We start from the raw sequence: 16310 nt of genomic DNA, 5'->3' as shown, positions 1-16310 counted from the left end.
AATAATATAGCTAGACCACATTCCCATATCAAAGAGTCTATCAATTTATTACAAAATAATATTCAAAATTAGTGTTGTCCGATTAAAATTAGCTAAAGTGTTTTAAAGTATTGATCGTATTGATTTTCAGGAGCTTTTAAAGTAGTACACCTTACTTTTAAAAACGCTTTAGAATTTATGGTGTCTCGAAAAATTTAAAATCGTAATAATATTGTTTTTCAGTTAGTTAAAATCAAGTCTTTGTTCTTGATTCTAACAGCGAAAGCGGTCTTTTTATCTTTTATCGACAATAATGATTCAAAATTATAATTTTATGGAAACTGCCCTAAAAATTCAAAATAGCCTACTAGATAATCAAGAGAATTATAAAAAACTTGTTGAGATTTCTAAAATTGTAAATAGTAGAGAATGGAATGCTACAAAATTTAAGATTATTTTATCTGATTTTGTTAAAAACGATAAATTGATTATGAGTGATGTAAAAAAGGCAGCTGGATTTAGTTCCTATTATGTATCTCTCTATTTTGAAGAGCAAAAGTATTGGCTTGAACTATGGTCTTCTGATGATTCTGTGAAGTTGTATTTATGTTGCAAGGATGAAGATAAAAAGACAAAAAAGAGCATAAATTTTGGGCACCAGAAATTTGAATACGAAACAAACTGGGGTAGTTGACAATATTATAAAACTCAAAGTAATAAAATAAATTTTTCTTTCTAATTTAAAACCTATGGAAAATTTCAAAACTCTTATCAAGGAAAGTTTTGAAAAATTAAAGGACTTTACTGTCTTTGAATACCTAGTAAATGTAATAGATACTAGAACTTGTTTATAAAAAATTTAATTCTCAAATGACTTTTGTTTTGGCGCTTTGGGCGAATGAATTGATGAAAATTGATTAAAATAAAAGAAAAAGTTTGCACTTATGATTATATACAAGGAATATGAAAAAACAGTGTATAATTGGCTGAATAATAAAAATAAACAAGATGCAAATTTCACCTTTTCTTTAAGGCAAAAAGAAAGCTTTTTTTTAAATGATGAGGCTAAACTATCAAGGTTTTTGAGAAAAATACTATCAACCACTAGCGTGTTGTTTTTTTAATACGAGACTGTAAACTCAACGCTGTCTGAATAAAAAAAAGTATTAATTTTATTCAAACAGAAAAGATAACACAAGAAGGACAAGAATTATCAGAAAAGAAGGCTTTAAATCAGTTATTATCAGGTAAGAGTTTATTTGGCAAAGAGGATGCTTTTGCGTCAATGCTAAAACAAATTGATACCTTATGGGTAGTTCTTGGAAAAGATGCTTGCTGTCTTTTTTAAGATGACACGTTCAATCGTTACATGTCTTAATTCCTTTTTTAAAGGCTTTTAATTCTTGAGTCTCTACCAATAGCACTTCCTTTTTAGAAAAATATTCAGACCTTGCTGCAAGCTCTTGTTCCAGTGGCTAATCATACTTGGGTTTACTTATCGATTTTAAGAGTTCTAAAGGTATAACTTTAACCTCGTTATCCTGTTTTTTGCTATAATTTAATGTATAAATATTGATGGACTCTAAAAAATCGTTCCATTAAAGATAGAAATTTTACCTGCCAAATAAAAGTATTGTACATGCAAAGAAGACCTTCAATACTCATGATAAAAAGAAGAATCTTATTATTTCTATGGTGTTTCTTTAAAAATTAATATTTGTAAACGCAAACTCTAAAATGGTGAAAAATAGGTTTTGTATTGATAAGTAACTTCGTTTGGTGGTTGATCGACAGTAGGTATTGCAGTAAATTTCGGGTAATTAGGAATCAACTTTTCTGCTTTGGCATTATATTCATCGGCCAGTTTATGATTACCCTGTCTTGCTTCAACCATTCCAAGCCAACCATAACACCAGGCTTCTATTAATCTAGGTTTTTCCATCTCAGTATTTAAATACAGATGAATGTTTTCTTTAAATTTAGTTAATTCTTCATCACGATTTTCTCCACCTCTCATGGCTTCATATAAATGTGAACGAGCAACATCTAAATGCAAGATAACTTGCTCCGCATCTCTTTGGATTACCTTATTAAAACATGCTTGCGCCTTATCTCGATGATTAGTCATTAAGCAAGCTTTACCCAACTTTATAAGAGCTTCGTTGCTCTCTCCATTAACAGCTATATAAGTTTCCCAATAATTTATACGATCAAAATCTAGTTCTTTGGATTTTAAGATGACTTCGCCTTGAGCAGCATAAAGCGGATCTAAGCTATTTAAAGTTTTGAGGTATGTTTTTGCCATATCCATATTTCCACCCATGTCTTCAGGTAAAGAACCATAAATATCGATGAGAAACAATAGAGATTCTTTGCAATCTGGTTTTATGGCGATTATACTTTTAAGTGTTTCTTTACAAAGATTTAAGTTTTTTGTTATCGATTCTTTATGATCGGTTTTCATGGCTTTATAAGCTTCTAACATCTGTAAATTAGCTTGATAGAATTTATACATAAGATTCTCTGGGTCATAGAACAATGCTTTGGTGATGTGGTAGGTCTTCTGATCATTATCTAATGATCTAGCCATTTCGAAATGAGCCATAGCATTAGTGGAGTCGGATTCTATAATTTCAGATAGAACATTTATAGCCTCTTCAGAACGGCCTTCCATTCTAAGTTCGTAGGCTTTGAGTATTTTATTAGTATTGTTTTGGCAGTACACCAAAAATACGGGCTGCATCAACAATACAATCAAGAGGTATGTTTCAATCTTTTTCATGATTTTTATTTTGATAATCGTTCAGGAACTAACGTAAGTTTAAGTCGTATAAGTTAAGTTGTAGCGTAACAGCACGAAATGACTTTAATCAGTAATCGATATTTTTTCTGGATATAATGCTAAAATGAAAATGCTAAAAAGAATTTATAGTATTTGTTTTATGTAATACCATTTCTAAAATCCTGAATATATTAAAATAAGTTACTGTATTTTAGCTGCTTGAATTGAATTTCAGCTTTATTGTTTGGCGTAAAGCGTAGCCAAGAGGTAAATTACATTGCTATTTTAAATTTTTTGATGCCCTTTGATATTTGATACAACTTTAGAGTGATGTCAATATTCTTAGGTGTATTTTTATGAATACGCTTGTAAGGCTTCTTGTTTTTTATAGCAAAAATTTTACTTTGAATTAAAAAAGAATAAAAACATTACTTTTAAAAAAACAAAAACAAAAACAAAAACAAAAGCAATCCATTGCTTAAAACCAAAAAATAAAAGGGAAAATAGAGTTTATAAAGAATTAGTGTTTTTAAAAATTCATGAGTTATAAATCTAAAGAGATGTTACTTTTCAAATCTAATTTTATAGCATTTTCTAGAGCATCTAAATGAGGTTTTCTAACTTTTAGCTTCGTGGCAGCATGCGCTTTTTTGTTTAGTTTTGTAAACATATTAGCAACTTTAATGGCCGTTGGTAATAAAAGTTCTTCAGAAACAGTTACATCTAAAAATCCAGCTTTTACAGCATCTTTAGAACTAAAAATTTCAGCATTATTTACACTTCTAGTAAGGTATACTTCAGATAAACGAGCTTTGGCGATGGCAATTCCTGCCTGGTGCATGGTCATTCCGATCATCACTTCATTCAAGCCAATTTTAAAATCGCCAATTACGCCAATTCTATAATCACAAGATAAAAGTAAAAATGCTCCTTTTGCAATGGCATGACCGTTACACGCTATAATAATAGGTTTCGGAAAAGATAGCATTCTTAAAGATAATCGAGAACCTTTTGTAACCAATTCTAAAGCAGATTCAGGAGATTTTGTCATCACTTTTAAATCAAACCCTCCAGAAAAAATGCCAGAAGTTCCTGTTAAAATAACAATTTTATCCTCTTGTTCTGCTTTGTCTAAACTTGCATTTAAACCCGCAATTACTTTATGAGAAATAGCATTGGCTTTTCCGTTGTTGATGGTAATGATTGCGTAATTTTCTTCTGATTGATACGTTACAAACTCGTTCATTTTTAATCTTTTTAAATAAATTTAACAATATACATTCCTGCAAAAACAGCAAGGAAACCTACTATAAAACTGAATATGGTATAGATAGCAAAGGAAGTAAAATCTCCCGATTTTAAAAATACATGATTTTCATAGGCAAAAGTAGAAAATGTGGTAAATCCTCCACAAAAGCCAGTGGCTAATAATAAAATATGTTGATTACTTAAAGTGTCATTTTTTGCAGCATAGCCTAAAATGAGTCCAATAAAAAGACTTCCTGCAATGTTGGCAACAAAAGTTCCGTAAGGAATTCCGTTTTCAGCATTGTTTAACCATTTACCAATGATAAAACGTAAAACACTGCCAAAACCACCACCAATAAATACGAGAATTAAATTTTTCATTATAGTTCTAAACCGTCAAGATCCTTCCAGTTTTTTTTGTCAACAACGGTTCCTTTCTTTAAAATCATAACTCCAGGATTTGCTCTAATCATGGTTTTTAAAGTGGTTTCATCACAAAATAAAACCTCAAAAGGAAGTTGATATTTTTTCTTTGCCAATTGAATAATCTCAGAAAAAGAGGCAGAAACGCCATACACTTTATAACCTTTTTTGATCGCTTGATCTGCAATTTTTTTAATTTCAGGAAATCCTGTGTATTCAGCTTTCTCAAAACTAGATATTATGACCAACATTACTTTTTCCATTTTTAAGATTTGTGGTGCTAAATCATTTTGAGAATTTTCTAGCATAAAATCATGTACCGGAGGTAATTCGCCGTCATCTTTATATTCCATTCCTTCAGGAATATTTTTACCAATTGCATAGGGTCTGAAATCTATAATAGGTAAATGTGCCAATACATAATAGGCAATAAATGAAGAAATAATTAAAGATAAAAGTACAATCTTAAATGGTAAAAAAGTTTGTTTAATCGGTTTTATAAATCGTGTTTTATAACTTAAAAAGAGAATAAAGATCGTTAACACTACATCTTTTATAAAGGTTTCCCAAGGGTCTAATTTAATGGCATCACCAAAGCAACCGCAGTCTGTAACTTTATTATAATAAGCAGAATAGCCTGTTAAAAACAAAAACAGTAAAATCATAACTACTAAGCTTCTTAGGGTAAATTTTGCTTTCCAACCAACGAGTAAAGCAACGCCCAAAACAATTTCAGAAATAACTAAAAAGATGGCAAATGGCAATGCATACGGAATTAAAAATTCTAGATTTAAAACACCTTCAGAAAAGTATTCTTCAAATTTGTATTGAGAACCAATGGGGTCTACCAATTTTACAAAGCCCGAAAATATAAATAAGACCCCTACTATAATTCTAATTAATTGAACTAAAAATTTCATAAATCATTTTTTAAACTTCTGGATATTTTTATCTTTCTACTAGAAAAAAAATAAATTATTACAAGAGATTACTGTGTTCTTGGCAATGATATATTTACCCTAAATGAATCATCGCAAAAACGGCATAATTAATTATGTCTTGATAATTCGCATCAATCCCTTCAGAAACCAACGTTTTTCCTTTGTTATCTTCAATCTGTTTTACACGTAATAATTTCTGTAAAATTAAATCTGTTAAACTAGAAACACGCATTTCTCTCCAAGCTTCGCCGTAATCATGATTTTTATTCATCATTAATTCCTTCGTTTTTGTGCTATGTTTATCGTATAAAATAGTTGCTTTTTCGGTGGATAAATCAGAGGTTTCAGCGATACCCAATTCCAGCTGAATTAGAGCCATTATGGAGTAATTAATGATACCAATAAATTCAGATTTCTCTCCTTCATCTACTTTTTGAACCTCATTTTCTTGTAATTGTCTAATTCTTTGTGCTTTAATAAATATTTGATCGGTTAATGATGGCAGACGTAAAATTCGCCAGGCAGATCCATAATCAGACATTTTATTGATAAATAAACTCCTGCAATCTTCAATTACAGCATCATATTGTTTTGATGTATCTTGCATTTTTCTAAAAAAAAGTATTTTTTCAAATGTAGTAAATCTTCAAAGCTTTTCATTTATTTTTACTGTGAATTTCTGAATTAAGAATTATGAATAAAGTTGTTGTTTTTTGCGGATCAAGTTTAGGTTTTAATCCTGTTTACAGAGAAGCAGCTACAGACCTTGGAAATTATTTTGTTAAAAACAATATTGGTTTGGTTTATGGAGGCGGAAAAATAGGAATGATGGGGATTGTTTCTGATACAATTTTAGGAAAAAATGGAGAAGTAATTGGTGTAGTTCCTAAATTATTAGAGAAAGAAGAAGTAGTGCATGCTGGCGTAGAACAAATGATTGTTTGCAAAAAAATGAGTGAACGTAAAGTAATTATGAGCAAACTGGTTGATGGTTATATTACCTTACCAGGAGGCTTCGGAACCTTAGATGAATTGTTTGAAGTTTTGACTTTAAATCAATTGCATATAGAACAAAAGCCTGTTGGACTTTTAAATATAAATGGTTTTTTTGATGCAATTTTATTACAAATTGATAAAATGATTGAAGAGGGGTATGTAAAACCAGAAAATAAAAACTTATTAATTATCGAAGATTCAGTGGATAAATTGTTAGAAAAAATGAATACTTACAAAGCACCAAAAAAAAATCACGTAATTCACAAAGTAGTTCGCTAAAATGACCATAAACTGTAAAGGAACTTTAATAGACGTATCATCACCAAAAGTGATGGGGATTTTAAATATAACGCCAGATTCTTTTTATGATGGCGGTAAATATAAAAATGAATCAGAAATTTTAAATCAGGTAGAGAAAATGCTTTTTGAAGGTGCCACTTTTATTGATGTGGGAGCGTATTCATCAAGACCAGGAGCTCAGCATATTTCTGAGGAGATAGAGTTGAAAAGAATTCTTCCGGTGGTGAACTTGTTGATAAAAAATTTCCCTGAAATTATCATTTCAGTCGATACTTTTAGAAGTAAAGTGGCGCAAGAAACCATTCATTTAGGAGCTGCCATGATTAACGATATTTCTGGTGGTAAAATGGATGCAAACATGTTTAAAACGGTATCTAATTTGCAAGTTCCTTATGTTTTAATGCACATGTTAGGTACTCCGCAAAACATGCAGAAAAACCCTGTTTATAATGATGTTTTGCAAGATATTATTTCCTTTTTTGCAGAACAGATTTTTAAATTACATCAACTACAACTCAATGATATTATTATTGATGTTGGTTTCGGATTTGGAAAAACAATAGATCATAATTTTGAGATTCTCAAAAATCTATCACTTTTTAAAAATTTAGATGCGCCAATATTAGCCGGTGTTTCAAGAAAATCGATGTTGTATAAAACCTTGGGTATTTCTGCACAAGAAGCTTTAAATGCAACCACATCTGCAAATACAATTGCATTGTTAAATGGGGCAAATATTTTAAGGGTTCATGATGTAAAAGAAGCCGTTGAGGCTGTGAAGATTGTAGCCCAAGTTTTGTAAAAGTTATTGGTATGTCTCATCGAGCGCAGTACAGAGGTTATGTTAAAAAGTTAAATTAGGTTTCGACTGCGCTCAACCAGACAAACTTTATCAATAATACTTATGGATGAAAAGTTAAATAATTTTCCGCTTTATATAAAGGCAATTGAAATTTATGAATTGGTTCATAAAGTTTCGGTGCTTATAGAAAATAATGGTGATGAAAATGATTTTGATAATCATGTAATGAATGAATATAAAAATCAAATGAACGAAAATGCACTGATTATTCCTGCAAAAATTGCTGGTGCTTTTCCTGAAGATATGCTATATGATCTTAAAATGGAAAATGCTTCTATTATTAGAAAATGCGCAAGAACTATTTTAACCACAACTTCTGGTTTAAAAATGGTTGGTTTTACAGATTTTGATTATTTGGAACTCATCAGAAATGAAATTGAAGAATTTAGAATTTTGTTTGCAGAATGGGTGAAAACTTTTGATGAATGGAATTATAGTATTGATAGATGGGGTCTATTCAATCCTCCTGGAGTGCAATATGATGATTATGATATTGATGATGACTTGCCATTCAATAATCCATTTGATGACGAGGTTTGAAAAAATAATTACTTAAGGTGAATTTGATTGTTATTTCGCCCTTGTGGAGAAATCTAAATCTGAGATTTTTCAATTCTACATTGTTTCATTCGAAATCACAAATTGAATACAATAAAAAAGGTCCTCACATTGAGAACCTTTTTTAAGTAAATTTTACAAGGCTTTTAACCAAGCATCTCGTAATTTTTTCTTCGGATTTGTATCTGGCAAGTCTTCAATAATTAGCTTTTCAACTTCTGTGGAGCTTTTCATAAAATTACCTTCTAATTTTAAAGTTTCACCATTTCTGATAACTTCAAAAACTAAAGCATCTCCTTCTTGCCATTGCATAGATTTTCCAATAACAATTCTTGCACTTTGTAACGTAACAGCTTCACCGTTTACAGATTTTAAAATATCGCCAGGTTTTACGCCCAAAGCACTTAAAGCTGTGTTTTTTCTATCGGTAAAGAAAACTTCTTGTTGGTTGTTTGCAGAAATAAACAACTGCCTTTGGCTGTCTAAAAAGTAAGAAGCATCAACGGTTTCTATTTCTTTTACAACGCCCACTTTGTTTAAAAATTCTGAATAATTAATGGCTATATTTCCAGTTAAGTGGTTCTCAAAAAAGGTGCCTACTGAAGGATACGTCATACTTACAATTTCAGCTAAAATTTCATCATCTTTAAAAGGTTTGTTAGCACCATATTTATCAGATAAATCTTTCATTAAATTTCTAACTCCGTATGCACCTTTGCTCTCTTCTCTTAATAAGATATCTAAGCACATGCCAATTAAAGCCCCTTTTTGATATACATTTCCATAATTTTTAGCATATTCATCTTCTAAAATATTTTTACTCATTTTAGTAAAAGACATCGTATCATTATAACGCAAAGAGCTCGCAATTTTTCCTTTCATTTCATCAATAAATTGCTGTTCTGTGATCAAGCCTTGATTTACCTGAAAAAGATTTGCAAAATATTCTGTAATTCCCTCATACATCCATAAATGTTTCGACATATTTGGTGTGTTAAAATTAAAAGAATGAATTTCTTCTGAATGCACAGAAAGTGGCGTTACAATATGAAAAAACTCATGAGAAACAGTTCCGTTAATCATTCCGTTTGCAAGTTGCTGTTTAGAATACGTTTCTGGATATACTACTGTTGTAGAAGATAAGTGTTCTAAAGCACCAAAACTTTGCCATTTATAAACTTCGGGGTCAAAAAGATATAATAAAATATTGTATTCGTTGGTTGTTTTGAATCCTTCTAAAAAGTTAGTTTGCGCTAAGACCATTTTCTTTAAATCTTCTTCCATGTCGCTTGCAGCGTGCACATTGTTGGGAGAGTAAACGGCTAAAGAAACATTAACTCCGCCAACCGTAAAGTTTACGGTATTTAATGGCGCGTACATTATTGGGTTGTCTGAAATTTCATCGTATCTGCTCGCAAAAAAGATATCTTCAGTATTGGTTTCTTTCGTAGTATTTTTATTGATTAAAGAAGAAGTTTCATACAAATCTGCAGGATGTTTGATAGACAAATTATAAGGCGATTCTTTTTTGCCTTTAAAATATCCCACAAAACCTGGTAAGTTTAAAAAGAAATTTTTACCCTCTTCTATATTTGTTCCTGCCATTACGTAAATGTTATGTTCTTTTTCAGAATCAAATGTGTCATCGACCCAATAGGTAATTTTATCCATTTTTTTGGCATTGTTAATTTGCCAAGAATTGGTGTCTAATTTTGTAGTTGCTATTTCATTCCCATTATAATCAAAAGCCTTAAAGTCTGAAATAAATTTCCCATAATCGCTCTTGGCGTAGGTTCCAGGAACAATAGCAGGAATTTGATATACAATTGTATTTTCTTTTATTTTTTGAGGGTTTACTTCAACTTGAACTTTGTCATCAACAACATTGTTTAAGTTGATGGCTACTTCAATTAATTTTCGTTTGTTTGAGTTTATTTTGGTAGTTGCACAGCTTCCAAAAAAAACAATTGTAATAAATGCAATTAATATTTTTTTCATGTTTTTGATTTGAATTTTGGCAATATTAGGTGTTTTTCTCGCTTGTTTTAAACTATTTAACAAAACTTTAAATTTTTATTTAATAGGTCTGTAAAAGTGAATTTTCCTCTCAAATATTGAGATTTTTGAATATTTTTTCAAGGCAATAGGCTCCACATGTAGCTGTTGATTTATTGACATATAAAAAGAATTCTTTCAATAGTCTTGGGATTTATCCACTGGAAATTTATAATATGGGTTTGATAAAAAAATAATTTTAAAAAGCGCATTTGTTTTCAGTTTTCTAATCGTTGGCAAATAATCGTAGCCCTGATTGAAGTGGCATCCTTTTTTCTTTTTCAGAAAAAAGATACAACGAAAAGCAGGAAATAGCTTCAAATAATTAGCGAAAAGGCATCTATAAAATAACTTTTTTCTAATAAAATTGTTCGTATTTTTGCAAACTATGCAAGGAACTACAAAACATCAATTAACAGATTGGTTACCAACAACAAACAAAGAAGTAAAAATTCGTGGTTGGGAACAATTAGACGTAATACTTTTTAGTGGTGATGCCTATGTGGATCATCCATCATTTGGGCCCGCAGTAATTGGCCGTATTTTAGAAAGTTATGGTTTAAAAGTAGCCATTGTGCCACAACCTAGTGTGCATGATAATTTGCAAGATTTTGAAAAATTAGGAAAGCCTAGATTGTTTTTTGGTTGTACGGGAGGCTGCATGGATCCGATGGTGTCTAATTATACGGCAAGTAAAAAACGAAGGGATAAAGATGCATACACACCAAATGGTGATAAAGGTTTTAGGCCTGATTATGCAACTTCTGTGTATTCGAATATCTTAAAAGAGAAATTTCCGGATGTGCCTATTTTAATTGGCGGAATTGAAGCTTCTTTAAGACGCGTAACACATTATGATTATTGGTCTGATAAGCTATTGCCAACAATTTTAGAAACTTCTAAAGCTGATATGTTGGTGTACGGAATGGGAGAACAACCTTTGCGAGAAATTGTAACTTTATTGCAGAAAGGAGTTCCGTTTTCTAGTTTAAAAAACATTAAACAAACGGCGGTTTTAATCGATCAAAAGAATGAAAAATTGCCGGTTGTCAATGATTGGGATGATGTTACTATCAATTCTCATGAGGCTTGTTTAGGGGATAAAAAAACATTTGCTTCTAATTTTAAGACGATAGAACAAGAGTCCAATAAATTAAAGGCAAGAAGAATTTTACAGGAAGTAAAAGGTAGAACTTTAGTGATCAATCCGCCTTTTCCAACAATGACAGAAAAGGAAATTGATGGTTCTTTTGATTTGCCTTTTACGCGTTTACCGCATCCAAAATACGATAAACGTGGTCCAATACCTGCGTTCGAAATGATAAAATTTTCAATTAACATTCATAGAGGATGTTTTGGTGGTTGTAGTTTTTGTACGATTTCTGCGCACCAAGGAAAATTTATTGCGAGTAGAAGTCAAGAATCTATTTTAAAGGAAGTTGATAAAGTAGCGAGCATGCCCGATTTTAAAGGGTATTTATCTGATATTGGTGGGCCTTCTGCAAATATGTATCAGATGAAAGGAAAGGTGCAATCTATTTGTGATAAATGTGTGGCACCAAGCTGTATTTCGCCTGTAATCTGTTCTAATTTAGATACTTCTCATAAACCTTTAACGGATTTATATCAAGCGGTGGATAAGCATCCCAAGATAAAAAAATCTTTTATTGGAAGTGGAATTCGACACGATATGTTAGTGCCTGAATTTAATAAAAACGCAGACTCAAAAGAATTAGATGCCTACACAGAAGAGGTCATGACCAAGCATGTTTCAGGACGTTTAAAAGTAGCTCCAGAACATACTTCTGACCCTGTTTTAAAGTTGATGCGAAAACCGTCTTTTAAGTATTTTCATATGTTTAAGGAACGTTTTGATAAAATTAACATCAAGAAGAAATTGAACTTGCAATTGATTCCGTATTTTATATCAAGTCACCCAGCTAGTGAAGTAGAAGATATGGCAAATTTGGCGGCGGAAACCAAAGATATGGGCTTTCAGTTAGAGCAAGTGCAAGGTTTTACACCAACGCCAATGACGGTTGCAACGGTTATTTATTATTCCGGGTACCATCCATATACGTTAAAACCAACTAAAACTCCAAAGACTAAAAAGGAGAAAGAAGATCAACATAAATTTTTCTTTTGGTACAAAAAAGAAAATAAAGATTGGATTAAAAATACATTGAACAAAGTTGGCAGATCTGATTTATTACAAGTTTTATTACCAGAAAATAATTCTTGGAAAAAGAATAAAACAAGTCATAAAACGGCACAACATACTTTTGATGATGCAATTCCTTTTAATAGAAGAAAGAAAAAAGTGAGTAGAGCGCCTAAAAAGAGGAGGTAGGTTTTTTGCCGAATTAATTGGAGATGTACGATAAGGTTAAGTAAACAATATTGAAGTAATTTCTATTGTGATAGTAATAATTTTCAAAATTTAAAGTTTATTTAAACTCAATATTATTCTGTTCCTTGGCTTTTATCATTAACATACCAGAAACTTATTTCGTCATTGTTCCTGTCTTGATCTCTGCTTTTACCTAATTTTATCAATAACTTTTCGGCTGCTTCAGTATCAGCTTTATTATAGGTCACTAAATCTAAACGAAGTTCTTTTTTAAGAATTAAATTTTCGGGGATGATTAAGTCTGCATGATAATCAATACTAAAAAGCTCTAAGTTTTTCATGTTTGCTATTTCATTGGGTATTTTTCTGATAGCATTACCGTGCAGACCTAAGCGGGCAATATATTTTAGGTTTTTAAAGTTTTCTGGAAACTTCTTTAGGTTACAATTTATCAAATTAAGGTTCCTTAATTCTTTAAGATCTTGAATACAACTTGGGAAGCTTACATTCCCTTTAATGTTTAAAAAGTTAATGGAATACAATTTATTTAATTTGCAAATACTACTTGGAATTTTATCTATTGTTATGTTTTTTGCACCCAAGTAATTTACCTTAGTAAGCTTTCCAATAGATTCTTGAATGCCATTATAAGCTGGGTTTATTAAGAAAAGGCTTTTAATATCAGGACACTCTTTTACAGCGGTAGTAATATTTGTAGCGCATTCTATACCTTCTATAAGCGTGTATACATCTAAAATAGATTGGCCATTACTATTTTTATAGTTTGTAAAATCAATTTTTTTATATTCCTCAAGTTTAAAATATTCTACATTGCTTATGGGTGATGTGATATGCAAAACGCCTTCATTAACCTGTCCTATTACGTGGCCATAAAAAGAAGCTCTTTTGTCATTTACATTTGTTGATTTTTGTTTTTTTTGTAGTCTTCCATCCACAGAAATCCTTAAATCAAATTCATTATTGTTTTTAAATTCCTGAAGATTCGCTTTTTTGATTTCTCCAAGAGCAACAGATTCTAGAATTAAATCGGTTTGCATTTCATGAAAATATCTTCTCTCAGAGCTATTGCTAAGAATATCACTTGCAATTATCGAAGCTACTCTTGCGCTTACGATGGAAGATTCTAGATAAATGGTAAACGGACTAAAAGCTTTTCTAATACGATAGTAAAGCACATCAGAAGTATTTTTAGGTGTAAATATTTCGATTTTGTTTAAATCGGTAGTATTAATAATGGTACTCTTATTTTTTTGATATGCAAGTATTTCTGGTTGCACTGAAAATACAGAATCCATTTCTGTAAATAAAGAATGATAACTTCGTCTTAGTTTTATATTTATGGTATCAGCCTCTTTATTATCGTATATGATATAGGCAAAGTACGGATCATTTCTTTCATTCTTAATCATCCCAATTTTACTTTTTTTCTTTTGTTTTATACCCCAACTAAAATCATCGTGCTTAAAAGAAACAATTTCAATAGTGGTTGTGCCTTCATTCTTGATGACCAATTGTAATAACATTAAAACACTTATTACAATGCCATAAGGAGCTAAAAGACGAAGCTCAGAATGGTTGTTTTCTGATTTTTTAGTTTTGAGTAACTTTACAATAAAGAAGGTCAAGAAGCCAATAATTCCTCCAATCGCAGTAAGAAGAAAGGCAGGGAATATGATAAACCCTTTGATATTTCCTTCAACAGGAATCATGGTTAGAAATAAGGATACTAAAAAAGAAGGTACAAAAAAGAGGTGTCCTATTAAGGTAAAATTTATAATTGTAGATAGCTGAACTTTTCTACTTTTAATAATCCATCCAATTAAAGCAAAAGCTACAATAAAAAACAGATTATAGGTTGCACTAATAGTAATATAATCTAATAAATAATAACTAGTAATGCTTTTGCTATTATTACTGCCAGAAAAAGCAGCATCTCCAATTTTAAAAATAGCCATCCCAACTCCTACTGGACCTGCTAATGCTACTAATAGTATTAAAATTGAACGCGTTATAGTTTTCTTATTCATTTTAGTTTATTTGGAGCCTATAAGATATCACTTATAATTGGATAAAAATTTGAAGTATATTATTTTGCGTTTTTAAACTTTTAAAATATCAAAATTTAAGTATCTTTAGAAAATACAAACCAACTTTTATGAATTTTTCTAGAGTATTACAAATAGCTATTTTTTTATTCACTTTTAATGTCTTTTCTCAAGACAATTATTTAGGAGAAGGTCCTTTTGATCAATTAATTATTAGAGGCGTAACTTTAATAAATGGTGATGGTTCACCTCCAAGAGGTCCGGTAGATATTGTGGTAGAAAATAATATAATTACCAAAATAGAAGTGGTCGGTTATCCAGGTGTTAAAATCAACAAAGACAAACGCCCAAAACTTAAAAACGGAGGTAAGGAATTAGATGCAAGTGGTATGTACCTATTGCCTGGTTTTATAGATATGCATGGTCATATAGGAGGAGATTCGCAAGGAGCAAGTCCTGAATATGTTTTTAAATTATGGATGGCACACGGCATAACAACAGTAAGACAACCAAGTGGAATTGATGCAAAAGAAGTAAAACAATTAAGCGCAAAAAATAAAATTGTTGCTCCAAGAATTTTCGATTATGTTGGTTTTGGTTCTGGTGCTAAAAATGGTATAAATACACCAGAAGAAGCTAGAGCCTGGGTAAGAGAAAATGCAAAAAATGGGGCAGATGGAATTAAGTTTTTTGGAGCTGAACCTCAAATAATGCAAGCCGCACTTGAAGAAAATAAAAAACTAGGATTGGGTTCTGCGTGTCATCATGCACAATTAAGTGTTGCACGCTGGAATGTATTGCATTCTGCAAGAGCAGGTTTAACCTCTATGGAGCATTGGTATGGTTTGCCAGAAGCCCTATTTGAAGATAGAACCGTACAAAATTATCCATTAGATTACAATTACCAAAATGAGCAACATCGTTTTGAAGAAGCTGGTAAATTATGGGGGCAAGCTGCAAAACCATACTCAGAACACTGGAATAATGTAATGAATGAATTATTAGAATTAGATTTTACTTTAGACCCAACTTTTAATATTTATGAGGCAAGTAGAGATTTGCACAGGGCAAGAAGAGCTGAATGGCATGAAGAGTATACTTTACCTTCTTTATGGAAATTTTACGAACCTAGTAAAATTTCTCATGGCTCTTATTGGCATGATTGGGGTACAGAACAAGAAGTTTCTTGGCGTAAAAATTATCAATTATGGATGACTTTTATCAACGAATATAAAAATAGAGGAGGTAGAGTTACAGCAGGTTCAGATTCTGGTTTTATTTATCAATTGTATGGTTTTGCATACATTAGAGAATTAGAGTTATTAAGAGAAGCTGGTTTTCATCCTTTAGAAGTAATAAGGGCAGCCACTTTGAATGGTGCAGAAGCCTTAGGATGGGATGATAAAATTGGTTCAATTCAAGTAGGTAAATTGGCGGATTTTGTAATTGTTGATGAAAACCCACTTCGAAATTTAAAAGTTTTATACGGAACTGGCGCAGTAAAATTGACTAAAAAAAATGAAGTAATTAGAGCAGGTGGTGTAAAATATACCATAAAAGATGGTGTTATTTACGATGCAAAAATATTACTTGCTGATGTAAAGAAAATGGTGGATGAAGAAAAAGCAAAAAGTAATTGGAAATTGGTTCAACCAGGAATGAAAAAATAATTTTTTAGATAGAAAACGATTCAGAAAAAGTGTTATGGCCAGAAAATAATTATCAGAAAAAGAACAAAACGACTCCTATA

At 31.1% G+C, this 16310-nt stretch carries 13 protein-coding genes; 6 read left to right on the top strand and 7 right to left on the bottom strand.

Going from position 1 to position 16310, the window contains the following annotated elements:
- Positions 1 to 313 precede the first annotated feature (313 nt).
- Positions 314 to 673: a hypothetical protein gene (locus K8354_RS11125; RefSeq protein WP_223439635.1), complete on the top strand. Its 360-nt coding sequence runs from the start codon at positions 314 to 316 to the stop codon at positions 671 to 673.
- A gap of 1038 nt (positions 674 to 1711) precedes the next feature.
- On the opposite strand, the gene K8354_RS11120 is transcribed toward K8354_RS11125, so the two are convergent.
- From K8354_RS11120 to K8354_RS11100, 5 genes are all read right to left on the bottom strand, one after another.
- A complete protein-coding gene (locus K8354_RS11120) occupies positions 1712 to 2761 on the bottom strand; it encodes a tetratricopeptide repeat protein (RefSeq protein ID WP_223439633.1) in 1050 nt (349 codons plus the stop codon).
- A 544-nt stretch (positions 2762 to 3305) separates the two neighbouring features.
- Entirely contained in the window at positions 3306 to 4007 is a 702-nt protein-coding gene (locus K8354_RS11115) for a crotonase/enoyl-CoA hydratase family protein (protein WP_223439631.1), read from the bottom strand.
- Positions 4008 to 4018: 11 nt separating this feature from the next.
- Entirely contained in the window at positions 4019 to 4390 is a 372-nt protein-coding gene (gene crcB, locus K8354_RS11110) for a fluoride efflux transporter CrcB (RefSeq protein WP_223439629.1), read from the bottom strand.
- Entirely contained in the window at positions 4390 to 5352 is a 963-nt protein-coding gene (locus K8354_RS11105) for a DoxX family protein (RefSeq protein WP_223439627.1), read from the bottom strand. The genes crcB and K8354_RS11105 overlap by 1 nt, the downstream gene beginning before the upstream one ends.
- Before the next feature lie 94 nt (positions 5353 to 5446).
- Entirely contained in the window at positions 5447 to 5980 is a 534-nt protein-coding gene (locus K8354_RS11100) for a DUF1599 domain-containing protein (protein ID WP_223439625.1), read from the bottom strand.
- An 86-nt stretch (positions 5981 to 6066) separates the two neighbouring features.
- Here K8354_RS11100 and K8354_RS11095 point away from each other — a divergent pair, with 86 nt between their 5' ends.
- The 3 genes from K8354_RS11095 to K8354_RS11085 all read left to right on the top strand — a co-directional run bounded on the left by K8354_RS11095 (position 6067) and on the right by K8354_RS11085 (position 8071).
- Positions 6067 to 6648 (top strand): LOG family protein, encoded by a 582-nt coding sequence (locus K8354_RS11095; RefSeq protein ID WP_223439623.1) that lies wholly within the window; start codon positions 6067 to 6069, stop codon positions 6646 to 6648.
- 1 nt (position 6649) lies between these two features.
- Complete coding sequence (gene folP / locus K8354_RS11090; RefSeq protein WP_223439622.1) at positions 6650 to 7471, top strand: dihydropteroate synthase; 822 nt, start codon at positions 6650 to 6652, stop codon at positions 7469 to 7471.
- Positions 7472 to 7573: 102 nt separating this feature from the next.
- Entirely contained in the window at positions 7574 to 8071 is a 498-nt protein-coding gene (locus K8354_RS11085) for a hypothetical protein (RefSeq protein ID WP_223439620.1), read from the top strand.
- 153 nt (positions 8072 to 8224) lie between these two features.
- Here K8354_RS11085 and K8354_RS11080 read toward each other — a convergent pair whose 3' ends face one another.
- Positions 8225 to 10087, bottom strand: a complete 1863-nt coding sequence (locus K8354_RS11080) for a M61 family metallopeptidase (RefSeq protein WP_223439618.1) — start codon at positions 10085 to 10087, stop codon at positions 8225 to 8227.
- Between the two features lie 445 nt (positions 10088 to 10532).
- On the opposite strand from K8354_RS11080, the gene K8354_RS11075 reads away from it, so the two are divergent.
- Positions 10533 to 12494, top strand: coding sequence for a YgiQ family radical SAM protein (locus K8354_RS11075; RefSeq protein ID WP_223439616.1), 1962 nt, complete (start codon positions 10533 to 10535; stop codon positions 12492 to 12494).
- A 113-nt stretch (positions 12495 to 12607) separates the two neighbouring features.
- Here the strand turns inward: K8354_RS11075 and K8354_RS11070 are convergent, their stop codons facing one another.
- Entirely contained in the window at positions 12608 to 14542 is a 1935-nt protein-coding gene (locus K8354_RS11070) for a hypothetical protein (RefSeq protein ID WP_223439615.1), read from the bottom strand.
- A 128-nt stretch (positions 14543 to 14670) separates the two neighbouring features.
- On the opposite strand from K8354_RS11070, the gene K8354_RS11065 reads away from it, so the two are divergent.
- Positions 14671 to 16230: an amidohydrolase family protein gene (locus K8354_RS11065; protein ID WP_223439613.1), complete on the top strand. Its 1560-nt coding sequence runs from the start codon at positions 14671 to 14673 to the stop codon at positions 16228 to 16230.
- Positions 16231 to 16310 lie beyond the last annotated feature (80 nt).

It is taken from the genome of Polaribacter litorisediminis (genome assembly GCF_019968605.1).
In the GTDB taxonomy this organism is placed as follows: Bacteria; Bacteroidota; Bacteroidia; order Flavobacteriales; family Flavobacteriaceae; genus Polaribacter; species Polaribacter litorisediminis.
The sequence above is the reverse complement of the archived record's forward strand: the minus strand, read 5'-3'. Positions and strand labels throughout refer to the sequence as shown.